The sequence below is a fragment of the Mesorhizobium sp. M1A.F.Ca.IN.022.06.1.1 genome (assembly GCF_003952605.1).
In the GTDB taxonomy this organism is placed as follows: Bacteria; Pseudomonadota; Alphaproteobacteria; order Rhizobiales; family Rhizobiaceae; genus Mesorhizobium.
On sequence record NZ_CP034455.1, the window covers coordinates 272,886 to 291,456 of the forward strand.

Annotated in this window: 17 protein-coding genes, 1 tRNA gene and 1 pseudogene; 6 read left to right on the plus strand and 13 right to left on the minus strand. The window is 62.1% G+C overall.

The window, feature by feature from the left end; all coding sequences use genetic code 11:
* The first annotated feature begins 141 nt into the window (after window positions 1-141).
* Window positions 142-1,293: a ribonuclease D gene (gene rnd / locus EJ078_RS01445; RefSeq protein WP_067329970.1), complete on the plus strand. Its 1,152-nt coding sequence runs from the start codon at window positions 142-144 to the stop codon at window positions 1,291-1,293.
* Window positions 1,294-1,398: 105 nt separating this feature from the next.
* Here rnd and EJ078_RS01450 read toward each other — a convergent pair whose 3' ends face one another.
* The 5 genes from EJ078_RS01450 to EJ078_RS01470 all read right to left on the minus strand — a co-directional run bounded on the left by EJ078_RS01450 (window position 1,399) and on the right by EJ078_RS01470 (window position 4,761).
* Entirely contained in the window at window positions 1,399-1,818 is a 420-nt protein-coding gene (locus EJ078_RS01450; RefSeq protein ID WP_067000646.1) for an MAPEG family protein, read from the minus strand.
* Between the two features lie 14 nt (window positions 1,819-1,832).
* Window positions 1,833-2,381 (minus strand): hypothetical protein, encoded by a 549-nt coding sequence (locus EJ078_RS01455; protein ID WP_245322393.1) that lies wholly within the window; start codon window positions 2,379-2,381, stop codon window positions 1,833-1,835.
* A 43-nt stretch (window positions 2,382-2,424) separates the two neighbouring features.
* Window positions 2,425-3,927: an IMP dehydrogenase gene (gene guaB / locus EJ078_RS01460; RefSeq protein WP_067329968.1), complete on the minus strand. Its 1,503-nt coding sequence runs from the start codon at window positions 3,925-3,927 to the stop codon at window positions 2,425-2,427.
* Between the two features lie 142 nt (window positions 3,928-4,069).
* The gene (locus EJ078_RS01465; protein WP_127404113.1) at window positions 4,070-4,519 is read right to left on the minus strand and encodes a PIN domain-containing protein; all 450 of its coding nucleotides are present in this window, start codon (window positions 4,517-4,519) and stop codon (window positions 4,070-4,072) included.
* Complete coding sequence (locus EJ078_RS01470; RefSeq protein WP_127217512.1) at window positions 4,516-4,761, minus strand: type II toxin-antitoxin system prevent-host-death family antitoxin; 246 nt, start codon at window positions 4,759-4,761, stop codon at window positions 4,516-4,518. Before EJ078_RS01470 ends, EJ078_RS01465 begins: the two co-directional genes overlap by 4 nt.
* Before the next feature lie 213 nt (window positions 4,762-4,974).
* Between EJ078_RS01470 and EJ078_RS01475 the strand changes: the two genes are divergently transcribed.
* The gene (locus tag EJ078_RS01475; RefSeq protein WP_127404114.1) at window positions 4,975-6,396 is read left to right on the plus strand and encodes an MFS transporter; all 1,422 of its coding nucleotides are present in this window, start codon (window positions 4,975-4,977) and stop codon (window positions 6,394-6,396) included.
* A 45-nt stretch (window positions 6,397-6,441) separates the two neighbouring features.
* Here EJ078_RS01475 and EJ078_RS01480 read toward each other — a convergent pair whose 3' ends face one another.
* A complete protein-coding gene (locus tag EJ078_RS01480) occupies window positions 6,442-7,137 on the minus strand; it encodes an RlmE family RNA methyltransferase (protein WP_067329957.1) in 696 nt (231 codons plus the stop codon).
* Window positions 7,134-8,468 carry a Ppx/GppA phosphatase family protein gene (locus EJ078_RS01485; RefSeq protein WP_127216272.1) on the minus strand — a complete coding sequence of 445 codons (1,335 nt, stop codon included), beginning with the start codon at window positions 8,466-8,468 and terminating at the stop codon, window positions 7,134-7,136. The genes EJ078_RS01480 and EJ078_RS01485 overlap by 4 nt, the downstream gene beginning before the upstream one ends.
* Window positions 8,469-8,717: 249 nt before the next feature.
* Between EJ078_RS01485 and EJ078_RS01490 the strand changes: the two are divergent.
* Together EJ078_RS01490 and EJ078_RS01495 are read left to right on the plus strand one after the other, a co-directional pair.
* A pseudogene (locus EJ078_RS01490) lies at window positions 8,718-9,649 on the plus strand (YbhN family protein).
* A 143-nt stretch (window positions 9,650-9,792) separates the two neighbouring features.
* Window positions 9,793-9,866: transfer RNA gene (locus EJ078_RS01495), tRNA-Gln, on the plus strand.
* A gap of 689 nt (window positions 9,867-10,555) precedes the next feature.
* Here EJ078_RS01495 and EJ078_RS30055 read toward each other — a convergent pair.
* From EJ078_RS30055 to EJ078_RS01520, 5 genes are all read right to left on the minus strand, one after another.
* Complete coding sequence (locus EJ078_RS30055) at window positions 10,556-10,825, minus strand: hypothetical protein (protein ID WP_245459049.1); 270 nt, start codon at window positions 10,823-10,825, stop codon at window positions 10,556-10,558.
* 1,260 nt (window positions 10,826-12,085) lie between these two features.
* Window positions 12,086-12,331 carry a hypothetical protein gene (locus EJ078_RS01505; protein WP_127216273.1) on the minus strand — a complete coding sequence of 82 codons (246 nt, stop codon included), beginning with the start codon at window positions 12,329-12,331 and terminating at the stop codon, window positions 12,086-12,088.
* A gap of 100 nt (window positions 12,332-12,431) precedes the next feature.
* Window positions 12,432-13,901: a winged helix-turn-helix domain-containing protein gene (locus EJ078_RS01510; protein WP_245457109.1), complete on the minus strand. Its 1,470-nt coding sequence runs from the start codon at window positions 13,899-13,901 to the stop codon at window positions 12,432-12,434.
* 173 nt (window positions 13,902-14,074) lie between these two features.
* Window positions 14,075-16,030, minus strand: a complete 1,956-nt coding sequence (locus tag EJ078_RS01515; protein WP_245435085.1) for an HWE histidine kinase domain-containing protein — start codon at window positions 16,028-16,030, stop codon at window positions 14,075-14,077.
* A 402-nt stretch (window positions 16,031-16,432) separates the two neighbouring features.
* Entirely contained in the window at window positions 16,433-16,648 is a 216-nt protein-coding gene (locus EJ078_RS01520; RefSeq protein WP_127216275.1) for a hypothetical protein, read from the minus strand.
* 155 nt (window positions 16,649-16,803) lie between these two features.
* Here EJ078_RS01520 and EJ078_RS01525 point away from each other — a divergent pair, with 155 nt between their 5' ends.
* Window positions 16,804-17,172 (plus strand): hypothetical protein, encoded by a 369-nt coding sequence (locus tag EJ078_RS01525; RefSeq protein WP_067329933.1) that lies wholly within the window; start codon window positions 16,804-16,806, stop codon window positions 17,170-17,172.
* Window positions 17,173-17,438: 266 nt separating this feature from the next.
* Complete coding sequence (locus EJ078_RS01530) at window positions 17,439-18,332, plus strand: lipid kinase (protein WP_067329930.1); 894 nt, start codon at window positions 17,439-17,441, stop codon at window positions 18,330-18,332.
* Between the two features lie 10 nt (window positions 18,333-18,342).
* Here the strand turns inward: EJ078_RS01530 and EJ078_RS01535 are convergent, their stop codons facing one another.
* Window positions 18,343-18,567 (minus strand): hypothetical protein, encoded by a 225-nt coding sequence (locus tag EJ078_RS01535; RefSeq protein WP_127216960.1) that lies wholly within the window; start codon window positions 18,565-18,567, stop codon window positions 18,343-18,345.
* Window positions 18,568-18,571 lie beyond the last annotated feature (4 nt).

Sequence of the window (18,571 nt, forward strand, 5' to 3'; positions counted from 1 at the left end):
ACCGCTCTATCTCTTTGTTTTTACGCAATTCCGGACGGAAAACTGTTCGTCACTTTTCCTGGAATTGCTCTAACTGCGGCTTGACGAAAGCGCTTGCGGCTGAAATTGAAAGAGGCCTGATATGATGCCAAAAGCGAATTGATGCACGTCATCACCACCCAGAAAGAACTCGAGAGCGTCATCGCGGCGTTCGAAAAGTCCGAATTCGTAACCGTCGATACCGAATTCATCCGCGAAACGACCTTCTGGCCGATCCTCTGCCTCATCCAGATGGCCGCGCCGGGCGTGACGGCGCTGATCGATCCGCTTTCGCCCGACATCGACCTCAAACCCTTCTTCCGGCTGATGGCCAACGAAGCGGTGGTCAAGGTTTTTCACGCCGCACGCCAGGACATCGAAATAATCGTTCATCTGGGCGACCTGGTGCCGCATCCGGTGTTCGACACGCAGGTGGCGGCCATGGTCTGCGGCTTCGGCGACAGCGTCTCCTACGATCAGCTGGTGCAGCGCATCACCGGCGCGCGGCTCGACAAATCCTCGCGCTTCACCGACTGGCGGCACCGGCCGCTCTCCGACAAGCAACTCGAATACGCGCTCGCCGACGTCACCCACCTGATCAAGGTATATGAGCACCTCAGCGCCGAGCTGAAGCGCGAGGACCGCGCCCATTGGCTCAATGAGGAGATGGACGTCCTCACCTCGCGCCAGACCTACGATCCGCATCCGGAGGATGCCTGGAAGCGGCTGAAGATGCGGCTGCGCAAGCCGCAGGAGCTGGCGATCGTGCAGGCGGTGGCGGCATGGCGCGAACGCGAGGCGCGCGAGCGCGACGTGCCGCGCGGCCGCGTGCTCAAGGACGATGCGATCTACGAAATCGCGCAACAGGCGCCGCGCGACGCGACTGCGTTGGGGCGGCTGCGGACGACGCCGAAGGGCTGGGAGCGTTCGGCGACGGCCACCGCGCTGCTCAGCGCCGTCAACACCGCCCTTTCCCTTCCGAAGGAAGCGATGCCCAAACTGCCGAAGACATTCCAGCCGCCGGAGGGCTCGAGCGCGGCGGCGGAACTGCTCAAGGTGCTGCTCAGGATTGTCGCCGAGAAGGAAGGCGTCGCCTCCAAGGTGCTCGCCTCGAGCGACGACATCGACCGCATCGCCGCCGAGGGTGATGCCGCCGACGTGCCGGCGCTGCAAGGCTGGCGGCGTGCCGTGTTTGGCGAACAGGCGCTTAGACTGGTGCGCGGCGAGATCGGCATCAAGTTCGACAAGCGCAGGATAGCGGTGTTCGACCTTTAAAGCGCGTCGCGCCGAAACGGATTCCGGCAACCGCTTCAAATACTTGAATTTCATGGCGTGTCGTTGTCCCAGAACCGCGCACGCTTCTGGGCGACATGCATCAATCTACACCGCCCCAAGCAGGTGCAGCGCGAACCAGATCCAGGCGACGAGAAGGATGCCCGCGCCGAGGAAGAAGGCGCGGCTGCGGTGCAGCAGATAGTTTCTGGTGAGATGCACCCAGGCGTGCACATAGCGCGTGACGACGAAGAGCCACATCAGCGTCAGCGTCAGGTAATTCACGCCATTGGTAACGAACAGCGCCAAGCATAGCACGTGAAAGAGGACCGGCAGCTCGAACTGGTTGATGAGGTTGTTGGCGACGGTAACGCTTGAGGCCGGCTCGGTCGAGCGGACCTTGTACTGGCTGATCTTGGCCTCGCCGGACTTCACGGCAAGATAACGCCGCTTCAGCATTACCAGATAGACGATGTAGACCAGCAGCACCTGCGCCAGCATCGGCCAGAAGATGGCGGTCTGGTTCATCTTGCCCCTACCGTTTAACGCCGCCGCTGCCCGGCAAGCGCCAGGACCGCAACGACCGCGAAGGGGATCGCCAGAAGCGTGAACTTTGTCACGGTCAGCGACGAGGCGAAGGCCAGCGAGTCGGGATTGGCCGACTGGAAATCCGACAAAAGCCGCGCCACGGCGAAGTTCTGCGCGTAGTCGGCGATCGTATAGGGCAACACCAGGACCAGTGCCGACAGCGCCTTCAATTGCGCGGGCATGGAGCGGAAAGTGCTCAGCCGCCTGCCGAAGGCCAGGATCAGGCTGAGCAAGGTGAGCGAAAGCAGCGCCGGGAAGAGCAGATCAAACGTCAGATAATGCCAAACGATGATGATCTCGCTGCCGCGCCGGCCGAGCGCCGTCAGCCATGCCATGCCCTCATCCGGCGTGAAGCCGGTAACACGCATGTCGAGCGAAGGAAGCCCGCCGCTCAGGTGGCGGAAATAAAAGAACTCGAGCGCCGTCATGGCGATGAAGATCGCCGCGGACCCAATCGAGAGCGCCGCCGCGTGACGCGACAGGCGCAACACCGTGACGATCAGGTTGCGCCATAGTCCCAAGCGATCCGGCCGCTCGTCTGCCTGATCAAAGTCCGCCCGGATAGTTCGGGCTTTCGCGGGTGATCGTGACGTCATGGGCGTGGCTTTCACGAAGTCCGGCGTTTGATATGCGCACAAAGGTGGCGCGTTCGCGGAACTCGGCAAGATCGCGCCCACCGACATAACCCATAGCGGCTTTCAGGCCGCCCGCAAGCTGGTGCAGCACGCCAGCCACAGGTCCTTTGTAGGGAACCTGTCCTTCGATGCCCTCCGGAACCAGTTTCAAGGTGTCGCGCACCTCGGCCTGGAAGTAGCGATCGGCCGAGCCACGCGCCATGGCGCCGACCGAACCCATGCCGCGATAAGCCTTGAAGGAGCGGCCCTGGTGCAGATAGACCTCGCCCGGGCTCTCGTCGGTGCCGGCAAGCAGCGAGCCGATCATGGCGGCACTTGCGCCGGCGGCGAGCGCCTTGGCGAGATCGCCCGAATATTTGATGCCGCCATCGGCGATGACGCTCACGCCCGACTTCTCAGCCGTCTCCACCGCCGACATGATCGCCGACAGCTGCGGCACGCCGACGCCGGCGACGATGCGGGTGGTGCAGATCGAGCCGGGGCCGATACCGACCTTGACGGCGTCGGCGCCGGCATCGATCAGCGCCTGCGTGCCCTCGGCGGTGGCCACGTTGCCGGCCAGGATGCGCACCGAATTGGAGAGCTTCTTCGCCCGCGTCACCGCGTCCAGCACGCGCTGCGAATGGCCGTGCGCGGTGTCGATGACCAGAAGGTCGACGCCGGCATCGATCAGGCGCTCGGCGCGCTCGAAGCCGTCGTCGCCGACGCTGGTGGCGGCCGCGGCGCGCAGCCGCCCCTGAGCGTCCTTGGTGGCGTGCGGGTTGAGCTGCGACTTCTCGATATCCTTGACGGTGATCAGGCCGACGCAATTGCCCTTGCGGTCGACCACCACCAGCTTCTCGATGCGATGCTTGTGCAACAGGCGCTTGGCCTCGTCCTGGTCGACATTCTCTTTCACCGTGATCAGGTTCTCACGGGTCATCAATTCGTAGACCTTCTGCGACGGATCGGAGGCGAAGCGCACGTCGCGGTTGGTGAGGATCCCGACCAGCCGGCCGACCGTATGACCGCCGGTGCCGCCGTTCTCGACCACCGGAATGCCGGAAATGCCATGAGCGCGCATCAGTGCCAGGGCGTCGGCGAGCGTGGCGTCGGGGCCGATGGTAACGGGATTGACCACCATGCCGGATTCGAACTTCTTCACCTGCCTGACCTGCTCGGCCTGCTCGGCCGGCGAGAAATTGCGGTGGATGACGCCGATGCCGCCGGCTTGCGCCATGGCGATCGCCAGCCTCGCTTCGGTGACCGTGTCCATGGCGGCCGAGAGGATCGGCACGTTGAGATCGATGTCGCTGGCAATGCGGGTGCGGATGTCGGTCTGGCCGGGCATGACCTCGGAATGGCCGGGCTGCAACAGCACGTCGTCGAAGGTCAGCGCCAGCGCGCCGGTGGACGTCTCGATGATTTTTGCCATGGCCAGTCCTTTTTGAATGCGGAAAAGGCGCTGGGCCGAAATGGCCAGCGCCGACTCTCATCTTCCCTTTCAGGATTGGCGCTGGCTGGTAACACGTCCCGCAGGCGATGAAAAGCCGATCGTTGCGAGACGCTTCAGGTTCCTATTCCGCACCTAGGAGAGCATCCAGCAGATCGTGCCGCGGCGATGCAAAAGGATTGACGACGGTTACACCGCCCCAGGTAAAGCCATCCTGCAGATCTTGCGACAGGAGTAGCCGGCAACCCGTTTGCGAAGCAGTCGAAAGAATGACAGCATCCCAGATGCCGAAACGATGGTCTGCCGCAAGATCGACAGCCTTCATCATCACTTCCGGCGTCGTTCCGGCAACCGCGAAGGCGTCGCTCCAGCTAAGCAGCTTATCCCGAGCTTCCTGGGAATGTCTTCCAGCCTTGCGGACGAGAACATTGAACAGTTCGCCCAGCACCTGGACCGGAATGACTGCGGCCTCTCGTGGAACGTTGCGTAGCAGTTCGATAACGACGTCGCGCTTCTCCGCGTTGTTAACGCCCTCAGCATAGGCCAGGACGTTCGTGTCGATGGCGACCTTCACCGATCGTCCTCATAAAGTTCATCGCGGGTCCAGTGTACGGCATTGAGTATCGGCTGCCGTTCGAGGCGCGACAGCAATGCTGCGTGCGAGCGGGAGGCCACGTCCTCGTGCTTCTGCGCAGGCACGATCCGCGCCACCGGCCGCCCATGGGTGGTCACGACGTAGCTGTGGCCCTCGCGTACATCACGCAGGATGTGGGAGAACCTGCGATTGGCATCGGCTGCCGAAACGGTTTCGTCCATGGCTGCACCTAACCTGTAGTTATTCTCACTACAATAACGACAGAGGCTCTGTTTATCAAGCGGCGCGCGCGATGATTCCCAGCGAGGGTTGCGGTCGCACAAAAGTGACCGCAAATTAATGCGACATCCGGGCCAATTGGTGGTACCGCCCCGGCGTGCCGGCTCGCCCCCAAAGCCAGGCCCGGAATCGCGAAGTCAAATCAGGGCGTTCCCTTGAACCGCATCATCCCGCTCATCCTGGCGGTCGCTCTTTTCATGGAGAACATGGATTCGACCGTGATCGCGACCTCGCTGCCGGCAATCGCCATTGACATCCACACCAGCCCAATCGCGCTGAAGCTGGCGCTGACGGCCTATCTCGTGTCGCTGGCAATCTTCATTCCGATCAGCGGCTGGATGGCGGACCGGTTCGGGGCCAAGAAGGTGTTTCGCGCCGCGATCGCCGTCTTCATTGCCGGCTCGGTCGCCTGCGCCTTCTCCAATTCGCTGCCGGCCTTCGTGGTGTCGCGTTTCCTGCAAGGCATGGGCGGCGCCATGATGACGCCGGTCGGGCGCCTGGTGCTGGTGCGCGCGACGCCGAAGAGCGAGCTGGTCGCGGCGATGTCATGGCTGACGGTGCCGGCGCTGGTCGGGCCGTTGGTCGGCCCGCCGATCGGCGGCTTCATCACCACCTATTTCACTTGGCACTGGATCTTTTTGATCAACGTGCCGATCGGGCTTTTGGGCATCTGGCTTGCCACCCGCTATTTGCCGGAAACCGACCCCGCCAAAACGCCGCCGCTCGACTTCCCGGGCTTCGTGCTCAGCGGCCTCGCGGCGTCCGGCATCGTCTTCGGCCTCTCGGTGGTCAGCCTCCCCGCTTTGCCGCCGATCGCCGGCTTCATTACCGTTGCCGTCGGCCTGGTTTCGGGCGTGCTTTATCTGCTGCATGCTCGGCGCGCCAGGAACCCGCTGTTGGCGCTGGAGCTCTTCAGAAACCAGGTGTTCCGCTCCTCCGTGCTCGGCGGCTCGCTGTTCCGCATCGGCATCGGCGCGGTGCCTTTCCTGCTGCCGCTGATGTTCCAGATCGGCTTCGGGCTGACGCCGTTCCAGTCCGGTATGATCACCTTCGTCTCCGCGGTCGGCGCCATCGGCATGAAGTTCGTCACCGCGCTGCTCTTCAGGCTCGCCGGGTTCCGGCGGGTGCTGGTCTGGGGATCGCTGATCGCCGCCGGCTCGATTGCCATCTACGGCCTTTTCACCCCCGCAACCCCCTATGCGCTGATGCTCGCGATCCTTTTGGTCGGCGGCTTCATCCGCTCGATGTTCTTCACCGGCGTCAACGCGCTGTCCTACGCCGAAGTATCGACCGCCGACACCAGCAAGGCGACGCCGATCGTTGCCGTGTTCCAGCAGTTGTCGATCGCGCTCGGCGTGGCGCTGGCCGGCGGCATCCTCGAAGTGTCGACTTCGATCCATGGCGGCCCGCTGACGCTTGGCGATTTCCACATCGCCTTCTTCATCGTCGCGGCGGTTTCGGCGGCGGCATCGCTGACCTTCATGCGGCTGGCGCCGGACGCCGGCAATGCGGTGTCGGGACATGGCAAATTGACGACGCCGAAGACGCTGGAGGCGGTGGGGACCGCGGGGAAATGAGCGCCACCTTTCCCTTCTCTCCTGACAAGGGGAGAAGGTTAGGCGCTACCCCTTGAACTCCTTCGCCAGCAGGTAAAGCTCCACCGACTCGTCGCGCGAGGCCGGCGGCTTCACATGATGAACCGAGCGGAAATTCTGCTTGAGCCGCGAGAGCAGCTCGTTCTCGGCCCCGCCCTGAAAGGTCTTGGCGAGGAAATGGCCGCCGGGCTTCAAAACCTGCAGGGCGAAATCCGCCGCCACTTCGCACAAATGCATGGTGCGCAGATGATCGGTCCGGCGATGCCCGGTGGTGGGGGCAGCCATGTCCGACAGCACGACATCGGGCTGACCGCCGAGCGCCTCTGAGAGCTTTTGCGGCGCGTCGTGATCGAGGAAATCCAACTGCAGGATGACAGCGCCCGGCACCGCGTCCATCTCAAGATAGTCGATGCCGACGACATGCGGGTTTTCCGCGCTCGATTTCGTGCGGGCCGCCGCCACCTGGCACCAGCCGCCGGGCGCGGCGCCGAGGTCGATCACCTTCATGCCGGGTCTCAAAAGATGATGCTTGTCGTCGATCTCGGTGAGCTTGTAGGCGGCGCGCGAACGGTACCCATCGGCCTTGGAGCGCTGCACATAAGGGTCGTTCATGTGCCGCTCGAGCCAGCGGCGCGAGGATTCCTTCAGGCCGCTCTTCTTCTTGATCCGGGTCTTCAACACGCGCATGCCGGCCGAGCCCGGCTTCTCTGGCTTCCTGCTCATTGCCGGCCACGCCCGTCATGACGCCAGACGCCGTCATCGGCCATCAGTTCGCTCAATATACCTTCGCGCAGGCCGCGGTCGGCGACCCGCAGCCGCTCCGACGGCCACACGCCGCGGATCGCTTCCAGGATGGCGCATCCAGCAAGCACCAGGTCGGCGCGGTCGGCGCCGATGCAGGGATTGGCGACGCGCTGCTGAAAATCCCAGCCGATCAGTTTTTCCACCATGCGGTCGACGCTCTGACGGTCCATCCACAGCCCGTCGACGCGGCGGCGATCGTAGCGCTCGAGGTCGAGATGGACGCCGGCCAGCGTCGTCACCGTGCCGGAGGTGCCGAGCAGATGGAAATTCGGACTGGCGAGCACATGCGCGAGCCGGTTGCGCCCGTCGAAGGCCTTGAGCCGCACCGCAACGTCATCGACCATGGCGGCGAAGGTCTCGCGCGTCACCGTGCGGCCGCCGAAACGTTCGGCGAGCGAGACGACACCCACCGGCAGCGACGTCCAGGAGACGATGTGGTTGGCAAGCTGCGGCGAGCGCTGGCCGCGCGTGAGGTCGATCAATGCGATCTCGGACGAGCCGCCGCCAATGTCGAACAGCACCACGCCACGCGTTTCGCGCTCGACCAGCGAGCCGCAGCCGGAGACGGCCAGCCGGGCCTCGGTCTGGCGATCGATGATCTCCAGCTTCAGACCGGCCTCGCGCTCGACCCGTTCGAGGAACTCGACGCCGTTTTCGGCCGAGCGGCAGGCCTCGGTGGCGATCAGCCTCGCCTTCCTGATCTTGCGGTTGCGCAGCTTGTCTCCGCAGACCTTCAACGCCTCGACGGCACGGTCCATGGCCGCCTGGCCGAGCCGGCCGCTGGCCGAAAGCCCCTCGCCCAGCCTGACAATGCGCGAGAACGCATCGATGACACGGAAATGGCCGTGGCGGGCGGGCACCGCGACCAGCAGCCGGCAATTGTTGGTGCCGAGATCGAGCGCTGCGAATACCGGCAGTTCCTGATGCGGCGGGCGCGCGCCATTCGGAAGCGACGGTCGCGGCTGGGGGACGATCGGCGCGGGTTCAGGCGCGAGGCTGGCGGGAGCGGCGACGGGCCCCGGCGACGGTATTCCGCCGTTCTCATCGCGTGCGAAAACCTTGCGGCCGCGCCTGCGCTTGCGGCGCTTGCGCGTTTTGCCTTTCGGGTTCTCGCCTTGATTGTCGGCATGTCTTGCGTGCGCGCCCGCATGGCGGCTGAAACGCCCCGCGGGCGGGCCCGCCGGTACCGCCGGCGATGCCCCGGACACGCCCACTGCCGACGCGCCCGCGCCGGTATCGTGGTCTTCCACTTCAATTCCTTTCGGCGCCGCGCGAACCAGCAAGGACGCAGCAGGCACCTCGATTTGTTTCAAGTTGAGAACAGACTAGCAGCGCGCTTTGCAATCACCAAGAGCGCATGCCCCGATTTTTGGCGCCGTCACGCAGGGGCCACCTCATGCCGGTTGAATAGCCGGCTTCAATCAGGCATGTCTCAATGAGACTTGGAACGGGTTTGGGCAACATCATAGCGATGAGCTTAATCGCATGACGACGACGCCATGAACTGGACGCGCTATTTCTGGCCGGTCATCGGCATAGCGGCCGTGGTGTTCTCGCTCTGGCTGCTCATCCATGAGTTGCGCGGCATCTCACTCGACGATGTCTGGGCCGGTATCGTCGCCATCCCCCGCGCGCCTGGGTGCTGGCGGCGCTGAGTTCCGTCGTCGCCTATGCCTCCCTCGCCGGCTACGACCACATTGCGCTGCTCCATATCGGCAAGAAAGTTTCGTGGCTGTTCGTCACGCTCTGCTCCTTCACCACCTATGCGCTGTCGCACAATATCGGCGGCTCGGTGCTGTCTGGCGCGGTGATCCGCTACCGCGCCTATGGGACCCGGGGGCTGACCGGCCAGGATGTCGGCGTGCTGGTGGCGATCTGCTGGATCACCTTCGTGCTCTCCAGCCTGCTTGTCGGGGGCCTCGTGCTGGTGCTGGAGCCGCAGATCGTCGACCGTTTCACCACGACCCCGCACCACGAGCTGGCAACAGCCGCCGGCCTCGCCATGCTGATCCTGGTTGCGGTCTATGTGTTCTGCAGCTGGCTGCATCTGAGGCCGCTCAAGGTCGGCAGCTTCCAGCTGCATTACCCGGCACTGCCGATCGTGGCGCGGCAATTGCTGATCGGCCCGGTCGAGCTGCTCGCGGCGGCGGCCATCATCTACTTTGCCTTGCCGGCGGCCGGCAATCCCGGCTATTTCGTCGTCCTGGGCGTCTTCATGATATCCTTTTCGGTCGGCTTGCTGTCGCATGCGCCGGGCGCCCTCGGCGTTTTCGAGGTCGTCTTCCTGGCCGGACTGTCGCATATGGATCCGGTCGGCGTGCTCGCCGCACTCCTGGTGTTCCGCCTGTTCTACCTGATCATCCCGCTGCTGATCGGGCTCGGCGTGGTGCTGTTCTTCGAGCATTCGCAATACAGCCGCGGCGAAGGTTGAGCGTTCCCGTGCGGCCCGCGACCGAATGAGAAAAAGGCTGCGGTTGAACTGCGGCGCGGGGTTGACTATTTTCGGATGGCGGCTACAAGGCAGCGCTCGCGGCGCTTGAGCCGCCCGCTTCGCGCGATGCCGACCGCGCCTGCTGGGGAATAGGTTAACGGTAGACCAGCGGACTCTGACTCCGTTAGTCCTGGTTCGAATCCAGGTTCCCCAGCCAACGAAATATCCAAGCAGAACAATGCCTTAGATGAAAACATGGTCTCCGGACCGTGGTTACATCACATTTGCAACACGCTCTCACCTAAGCCCTTGTTTTCCGTGCATTGCAAAACATTCCCGCTCACACGGAATGGCGGTGATGTTCTCGGCACGTTCTTGAATTAGCAGGCACTAACGGGTCTGTGAGTCCTGTCACATACGCTCCTGGCGCATCGGCCTAGCTTGTGCAGTGAAGGGAGTGCCGTGATGCTTGTGAACCTTCCTATGCTTATGAACCTTGCTCTAGTCGTTGCTGGTCCCGTTGTCGATTGGTTTGGTCGCCGAGCCGATCAGAGGGCGCTATTGAAGGCAACTGACGATCTGAGCGACTCACCGGACGACATCCTCAGCGACATGGGGATTTCGCGCGACGACATCGAGACCGCGCGCTGGCGGTCCAGCCGGAGAGTGAGCTGACAGAAAGCCCGGAAGCTGGATGCTAGCCCTGCTCTGGTGCACATCGCCATCGCTCCCATGCGAAGCGCCCGCTGCGTTGCCGCAGCGAGCCCTCCAGTGGTCCCCGCATCCCTCGCAGCCAAGACGGTACGCCTCGGTAAGAGGGATCATAAGCGCGCCCTAGTTGAAGGGCTGCATATTCAGATTGCGTGACATTTCTGCCACTAGAGACAGGAAGGCCGGAGCCGGCATTCAACCGTAATGGAACTTCGGCTTTGGCTCGGTGCCCTTGAATTCAACGCCTACGCGATCACTCTTGCGCCATCGAACAACAGTCCTGTAGGCGATCCCATCAACTGGTACGCAAAGCAGGGATTTATGGTCTGGCCCGAGCCGTTTCACCAGTGCGGCAAAGTCCAATACCGCCGACCGCCGGCAAGTGAGGCAATAGACAGAAAGACCCGTCCCGGCCTCCAGCTTTTTGCCGAGTGTGTCTTCCGTGAAGGGAAATTTCATTGTCATGGCGATCCTCGCAAATTGGGATCGCCGCACCGGTGAGGATTATTCCTGATCGCCGGGGCGATTGCCAAAGAGGTTACGCGATCACACCATGTCCTTTTGAGGTAGAAATTAGCTATCTTGCATATGCGGCGGACCACTAGTCGCTAGGCCGGCGCCGGGCTCTCAGGCAATTCTCCCCCACGAGAAAAGGCGCCGGTCACCTTAGCCCGCCGCTGAGTGTGGGGGCACACCGAGCGCAGGGCCACGAGCGGCCGATGATCAGGATCAGCAGCGCCAACACGATGAAGGTGTAGGGCCGGCTGAGGGCAATGCGGACGAGTGCAATCATGAAATAATGCCTGAGGCGAACCAATGACGCGTGTAGGTCGCCTCAACCCTTCAGGTTTTCTTACTCACACCATTCGGCAACCGAACGGCTGCCTAGGCCGGCTCAGCGTAGATGCCACCAGGCGGAAGGGCCTTGAGCTTGGTTGCATCGTATGTGTCGTCAAACGCAACGTAGAAGGTTCCAGACAGGATGTCGCGAAGCGGGAATCGAGGTGCGACAGCGGCATGACGTGTTTGTGCGGCTCAAGCCGCAGCAACACGGCATGCAATCCAGGCTTCGTCGCATTCACATGGGGCACCGTAGCGTTCTGGCCGTTGACCCGGGACATGCCGGTCGTCTCGGACGTGCTCGTGGTGATGGAGGGTTCCCGGGGCCTCGCAACAGCGAGTGGCATTTGAGCGTCCGCTGCCTGGACTGCATTCATTCCCGCTGGCGACAGCAAGGCCGCGGCGAACATCAGGTACCGGAAAGCCGACTTCATCGATCGCTCCTTGGTCGAAAGGCAACTCTTAGGGGAGCCGACCAACTCCCTATTCAACTTCCCTGGGCAAGCAGTGCCTTCTGCCTCCAGCCCGCAATCGAGGTCCGCTGCAGCGTGGGCCCGATCGCGCGTTCCCGACAGGCATCGATGTCTGCTCCATCGGTCGTCAGGCACGCAGCCCTGCTTCGCTGGTGGCGTTGAGAGCAGAGGCGTTCTGAACGACCCATCGCCCAAAAAGGTTGTACGCGTCCAATTTGGAAAACGCAGAAACACTCATCACCACGGTGAATAATGTGCGGCTTCAGGCTCAACCGGCTGGTCGGTCTTCCAAGCCAATATGCTGCAGAGGAACGCCACTCGCGTGCGCAGGGCGGCGAGCGGCCGATGGATCAGCAGCAGGAAAGGCTCTCTTCCGCTGCCGTCTTTCCCCCAGAGGATGAGCGGACGACTCCTAGCCGTTCAAGGCGGGCAACGGCTGCGAGACGGTGAGACTTGCGGAATATACCGGCCTGCCGGCTTCGTCATGAACGGCAACGGTCACAGTCTCATCCAAGTCGCTAGAGGCGATTTCGTCTGCAGCGATATCGTGAAGCGCCTTCAGCGCTTCTCGTCGCAGGTCGGTGAGGTTGCCGAGGTCGACCCAAGCATCACCGAGGCTTTGCCCATTTCGGAAGACTTCGAACAGATAGTTCGGCATGCATTATTGTGGGCCGCACGAGGTGCACCCGCATTCAAATTTGAGAGATGGGAAAGCATCTACCCCTCCGGGTGTGAAAATAGCCTTCCCTGGGGTGCGTTCAGGCGGGAAAACCGGCCTTTCTGAAGCCTGATGTGAAAAGCCCGAGGGCGACATGGTCGGCGAACGGGAGATTTGAAATCAGCCGGAGAGTCAGGTCGTGTTTCCTGGTCAGTGCTTCCTCGACTTCAGCGCGCGCCTTCTCCGTCTCGCCTAAATGTGCGTAAGACGCTGCGAGGAAAGCATGGACGAAGAATTGGTCGCCAGCGTTCTGATACGAAGCGACGGCTTCGGAGTACCTTCCAAGCAGGAACAGGGAGCTACCCTTCACCTCCCAGAACCACATCGGTGGTACCGGGTCGCGCAGGAGCGCTGTTTCGAGCACGTCGAGCGCCGTCTCGGCCCGTCCGCCGTAGTTGAGCCAGCTTGCGTAATCCCCCGCTATGTTCACGTCCAGCGGGTTCAACGAGCGCGCTCGCTCGAAATGCACTCCCGCATCGCTGTGTTGGCGCATGTGGGTAAGCACCAGCCCCATGCTCTGATGACAGACGCCATCGCTCCTGTCGAGAGCGAGCGCCGTTCGAGCGGCGTCCCAGGCCTTCTGTAGCGTCCGCAGATCGTTGTCGTACCAAAATCTGCCGACGAGGGCCTGCGCCAGGAAGGCGTGACCTTGAGCGAATGCCGAATCGAGCTTGATACACTGCGCGAAGAGGGGCTCGGCCTTGTCCAGTTCATATCGGTAGAAGTGCGCGCGCCCCTGCAGGTAGTAGTCGTATGCGTCCCAATCGGTCGGACGCTTGCGTCTGCTGCGGCTCGCAGAATCGGCCTCCGCTTGGCCTTCGACCATCGAGGCGATAAGAGCCGCAACCTCGTCTTGCAATGCGAAGATGTCGTTGAGGGCCCGGTCGTACCGTTGGGCCCAAAGGTGGGTGCCGGTGGCGGCATCAATCAATTGTGTGGTGATCCGAATGCGATCACCGAGCTTTCGTATGCTGCCTGCGACGAGGTAGCGAACTCCGAGCTTGCGGTGGGCTTCGGCTGTGTCCAATGCGGGGTGACGGAACTGAAACGATGAATTGCGTGCGATGACGAGCAGGGAGCGGAACCTGGCCAGCTCCGTAATTATGTCCTCGGTTATGCCGTCGCTGAGATACTGCTGGTCCGGATCGCCGCCCGAGTTGACAAAGGGCAGCACCGCGATCGACGGCTTGCCGGGCGGTGGGATCGCTCCGTAGGACGCGCTCGCAGCCGGCTCGACAGTCCCCGTGAAGCGGTACCCGAGGCGAGGCACTGTGGCGATCCACTCACCGCCGTTATCAGCCGGACCGAGTGCCTTTCTCAGCGTCGCGATTTGGACGGTAAGGTTGCCTTCCTCAACGGCGGTGCCCGGCCAGGCAGCGTCCATCAGCTCGGCCTTCGTCAGGATCTCACCGGGCCGTGCGGTAAGCGCAGCAAGCAGCGTCAGCCCACGATGCCCAACAGTGATCGGGATCTGGTCTTTAAGAAGCGTCCCCATGTCGGGATCGAGCACGAACGGACCGAAGGCGATGCGACACCGCTGCATTTGGGCACATTAGACGTTTGGAAGTTGTCGGAACAGGCACCCCCTAAATTCCCGGGCCAAACTCTCCATTCTTCCTAGGTGGTAGTGCTGAAAGACGTCGCGGGTCTCGTCGCCGTCTGGTGTTTGCGTCGGCACTTACGCTACTTGCTGCGGTCCAATCCCACCTTAAAAATGCAACGCAGCCCGGAGCGATCGTAGACCAGCTCAACCCCGCCCGTTCTTTCGCTGTCGAACACTCGCTGCAGGAGTTGCGTACCAAAGCCGTGTTTGCCAGGCACGACCGGCGGGCCGCCTTCCTCGCACCATTCCAGGACCAGAATTCGGCCCCCATCGACGTATTCCAACCGCCACGAGATCGAGACCGATCCGGTAGGATTGGAGAGCGCCCCATATTTGATGGCGTTCGTGGTAAGTTCATGAATGGCCAGCGCGAAGGAAAGCGCCACGTTCGAGGGCAACCAAACCGGCTCGCCTGTGAGATCGAACCGATCGAGAGAGGCATGCGGGTCGATCGAGGCGGCAATGAGCGTGCTGAGATCGGCACCGCTCCAATTCTCCCGGGTGAGGATATCATGCGCTTGTGCCAGCGAAACCAGCCGGGCCGAAAGCGCCTCCTTTGCGAGCGCGAGGCTGGTTGCGCTGCGCATGGTCTGGCTCGCGATTGCCTGAACTACGGCCAGCGTGTTCTTGACCCGGTGGTTTAGTTCATTGATCAACAGTTGGCGCTGCTCCTCACTCCGTTTGCGCTCGGAGATGTCGAGGCTGATCTGGACAGCGCCTATTACCGAGCCTGCCTCATCGCGGACGGGCCGCGCGCTGGAAAGCAGGTAACGTTGCACCCCGGATGGCAGCGTATAGGCGAATTCCTCACTGTCAGTTTCCTCGCCGCGCATGGCTCTGCTCAGCGGACGGTCTTCCCGGCTGATGGTCTGGCCGTCTTTGTACGCCAGCGTTTCGATCACCAGGTCGGGCGTCCCAAAGGATCTCCGGGACTCCGTCGATAGGCCCATCAGTTCCGCCGCGAACCGGTTGCGGATCACCTGTCGCGCTTGCGGATCATAGGTGAACCAGACCGCCACCGGCGCCGTATCCAGAACGGTTTCCAACTCGCGCGTGCGTTCCGCGATTGCACGGCCGGCTTTGATCATGGCTTGGGCAATCGTGTCGAACTCGGCGACAGACGTCGACATAGGTTTGACCTCGCTGCCTTTGCCGAGCGCATCGGCGCGCGCGGCGAGGTCGACTGTCGCCTTGGTGAAGGTTTTACCGACCACGTAGCCCAGAGTGAGCGAAATAAGCAGCGCTGTTAAGCCTGTTGCACCAATCTGTGCGAGAGACCACCAGAGAGGTGCCTGAACATCAGAGAGCGGAACATTGGCGGTGTAGAACCAGTCCGAATAGGGCGATCGGTAGTACCCGGCCAGCAGCGTGGTGCCTTCGAAATTGCGAGATCGGAACGTACCGGAGCGACCGACGACCTTTGCTAAATATTCCGGCAAACCGGGCTTGCCGGTCACCTGACCATGCAACTTGGACCTTGCAACGTAGTTGCCCTCACGATCACCGACAGCGACCGTCCACCCTGCTGGTACCGCGGGCAGCATAGCAAGCCGAATGCGTTCCGTCGGGACCGACATCGAAAGCAGCAACGCCTGGCCTTTCGAGCCCGACACTTGTCTGGTGACTGCGATCCGGTATGCGTTCGATCCCGGCGCGGCGAACACGTTGCTGACCAGCACGCCAGCAAGATCCAGGTGCTCGCGCTCTTCGGGCGTCAGCGGTTCGGCCGAAGGCTCGGAGCCCTTGGCGGATTGAGTGCTTGCCAAGGCGCGGCCACCGAGATCACGCAGCGTGATTACCTGATCCGTACCCTGGACGAGGCGGCTCGCCTCGTTGCTAAAAGCCTGCAGATCATCATTGGCGAGAGCAGGCGACTTGGAGAGCCCTTCCAGAAGGGTCTTGAGATTGACGAGTTCGCCATCAACGACCAGCGACACCTGACGAGCAATCCAAAGCGCCTCCTGCTCGATACGAGACTGCTCATGCAGGGCGTAGGCAACGAACAGATAGGCAGCAAACAGCCAGACCGGCAACACGGCCGCTGCGATTAGTCCAAGCAGATGGGCTCGTACCGATCGACGAGGCAAATCTGTTTCCCTGTCTTCCCCAATACTGCAAGCTTAGCCGCAAGCTGGCGAACGACAAGCTTAGATTAACACTGCTGAACATGGCCAAGCTCGAAGGCCGCTTGGCGCCAGACAATGCGGCTAAGCGAAAATCACTGAGTTGCAAAGAGTCCCGCCCGAGGGGTGGACAGAGGAGCCACGCGGGAACCAGAGCTTGGTTTTGCCCTCATTTCCGTCTCGGCGGGCCAGCGTATCCCGTGCCTTTCATTCGAGGAACGAAAAGGTGACGTACCCCTTCGCCGGCAAGACGGTACGCCTCCCTAGATGGATAATAAGCGCGCCCGAGCGCGGGGTCAGCCCGAGCGGTCTGCGCTACAGCGAACGCGATACCGTCGGGCTGACAATTGCCGGCTTGGTCTTGCATGCGCCGCTGCGCTGAACCAACAGGAGTTTTCTGGATTGCTCGACCAGTCTGGAGCTCTTGGCAATCATCACTCGCGTCTGGTCGATCAGCTCTAGATAGCGCATCTCCTGCTGGCGGAGTTGGATCAGCAAGCGGCGACGATTTTCCCTCTTCATTGCCTTCATCAGATTCCCTTCTCATCATCCGACCGGCACCGACAAGCTTGAGCAGACTGCGGCCTTGCTGCATGTAAGCGGGCAAGAAACTCGCTGCATTAACCTTTGTGATTTGCGCCTCAAAACCACAACGGAACGACGCGGGGGATTTCGCGTTGTGGGCAATGCTTCTCCACGACCACATCAGCATGGCGCGGCGCCACGTCCGACAGGGCGAGCGGCACATCGCACGTCAGCACGAGCGGATTGCCTGCCTCAGAACCAGCAGGCTGCCGATCGAGGATGCATTGAGGCTCCTGAGCCTGTTGGAAGAGGTTCACGCATTGCAGCGGCAGCACCTGTCGCGACTGCTATCGAAATCGGCCGGTAAAGCAGTCTCGGAGCTTTCGGCCGAGACGCAAGTGGTGGCGGGCCGGAATGACGTGATTGCGATTCCCGAGCCCATTATCGGGCTCGGGCTGGAGCTGGAGCAAGCGCTTAAAGAAATCTTGAGCGAGTCGGCCGCCAAACCTTCCAAGGACAAACTTCACTAGCCAAGGCGGCTCTCTCGCTCCTCGGGAGTCCTACTGCAAAAAGCGGATCGCTTCAGCCCGCCTTCTCAAGAAAGCGCTTCGCCATAGCCAATGTGGACCTTTTGCCCGCGAATTATCCGACGCCGCAGGCGCGCTACGCTCTCCGTCGCTTAGAAACCGCGCGCCATAGGCGGGGCAGGTGTGACGTTTCGCGTCGGTTTGCGGTCGAAATCCGGAAGCAGCCACCCTATTTGCGTTGAGCCATGATCAGTCGGACCGATCTTTGAATGAGCGAAGCAGCCAAAAGGCGCGCGTTGCTGCTCCTCAATCCCAAGGCTCGGCGGGGCCAGGAGATGCTCGCGCCAATTGTGGAGCGGCTGGGGCGAGGTCGGCTTTCCGTCACCGTTGAGATGTTCGAGGCGTTGCCTGAAATCGCTCGAGACATCGTTCGCTTACGCCATATGGCCGATCTTGTGGTCGTGTGCGGTGGCGATGGTTCGGTGTCCTCGGCGGCGACGGCGATCATGGAAAGCGGCCTGCCGATGGGCATCATTCCTATGGGGACGGCGAATGACCTTGCTCGTACGCTCAACATTCCGATGGATCTCCTGCAGGCCGCCGATGTGATCGCGCGAGGCCGAACCCGACTGATCGATGTCGGGACGGTCAACGGTCATGCCTTTTTCAATGTCGCAAGTATCGGACTCAGCACCGAACTGGCGCAGGGTCTTGACCCCGCACTGAAGAAGCGCTTCGGCAGGCTGGGCTATGCGCTGGCGGCGATGAAAGTGTTGACCCGGGCCGCGCGGTTTCACGCGAAGATTACCGAGAAAGGCGCGGCGATCGAGGTGGAAACCTACCAGATCGCGGTTGGAAACGGTCGGCACTACGGCGGCGGCAACGTCGTGGAAGAAACGGCCGAGATCGATGACGGACATCTCGATCTCTATAGCTTGGAAATGACGAACCTCTGGAAGCTGGCGTTGATGCTCCGCTCTTTCCGTTCTGGAACGCATGGCGCATGGCGTGAGGTGCGCACGGCCAGGTGCGTCGAGTTCGACATCGAGACGCGGAAGGCGATGCCGGTCAACACCGATGGCGAGATCGTCACGTCGACACCGGCCCATTTCAAGGTTCACCCAAAGGCGATCTCGGTCTTCGCGCCGGATCGCGCCGTGTGAGCGCCCCGTCTTACGGTTTGATCAGTTTCCAGTGCCTCGCCTTGCGCTCGATCAGCGGCAGAGCACGAATGTGCTCGCCGTTGAGGAGAGAAGGTCGAAAGCGACGAAGGCGAGCCTGGGCGTTCCAGGTCATGCGCGAATGGATGGCATGGAAGTTCGGCCGTCCGTCGGGATCCCGCGCGATCATCTCGCCGTCGATGATGAAGGACTCGGGTGTTCGGTTAGCGCGGTCCAAAAGA

Bases quoted from the DNA above. Each gene is read 5' to 3' on its own strand.
- EJ078_RS01470 (WP_127217512.1), bottom strand. From the start codon at position 4,761: ATGGACGAAACCGTTTCGGCAGCCGATGCCAATCGCAGGTTCTCCCAC.
- guaB (WP_067329968.1), bottom strand. From the start codon at position 3,927: ATGGCAAAAATCATCGAGACGTCCACCGGCGCGCTGGCGCTGACCTTC.
- EJ078_RS30055 (WP_245459049.1), bottom strand. From the start codon at position 10,825: ATGACAATGAAATTTCCCTTCACGGAAGACACACTCGGCAAAAAGCTG.
- EJ078_RS01520 (WP_127216275.1), bottom strand. From the start codon at position 16,648: ATGAAGGCAATGAAGAGGGAAAATCGTCGCCGCTTGCTGATCCAACTC.
- EJ078_RS01450 (WP_067000646.1), bottom strand. From the start codon at position 1,818: ATGAACCAGACCGCCATCTTCTGGCCGATGCTGGCGCAGGTGCTGCTG.
- EJ078_RS01530 (WP_067329930.1), top strand. From the start codon at position 17,439: ATGAGCGAAGCAGCCAAAAGGCGCGCGTTGCTGCTCCTCAATCCCAAG.
- EJ078_RS01505 (WP_127216273.1), bottom strand. From the start codon at position 12,331: ATGCCGAACTATCTGTTCGAAGTCTTCCGAAATGGGCAAAGCCTCGGT.
- rnd (WP_067329970.1), top strand. From the start codon at position 142: ATGCACGTCATCACCACCCAGAAAGAACTCGAGAGCGTCATCGCGGCG.
- EJ078_RS01480 (WP_067329957.1), bottom strand. From the start codon at position 7,137: ATGAGCAGGAAGCCAGAGAAGCCGGGCTCGGCCGGCATGCGCGTGTTG.
- EJ078_RS01525 (WP_067329933.1), top strand. From the start codon at position 16,804: ATGCTTCTCCACGACCACATCAGCATGGCGCGGCGCCACGTCCGACAG.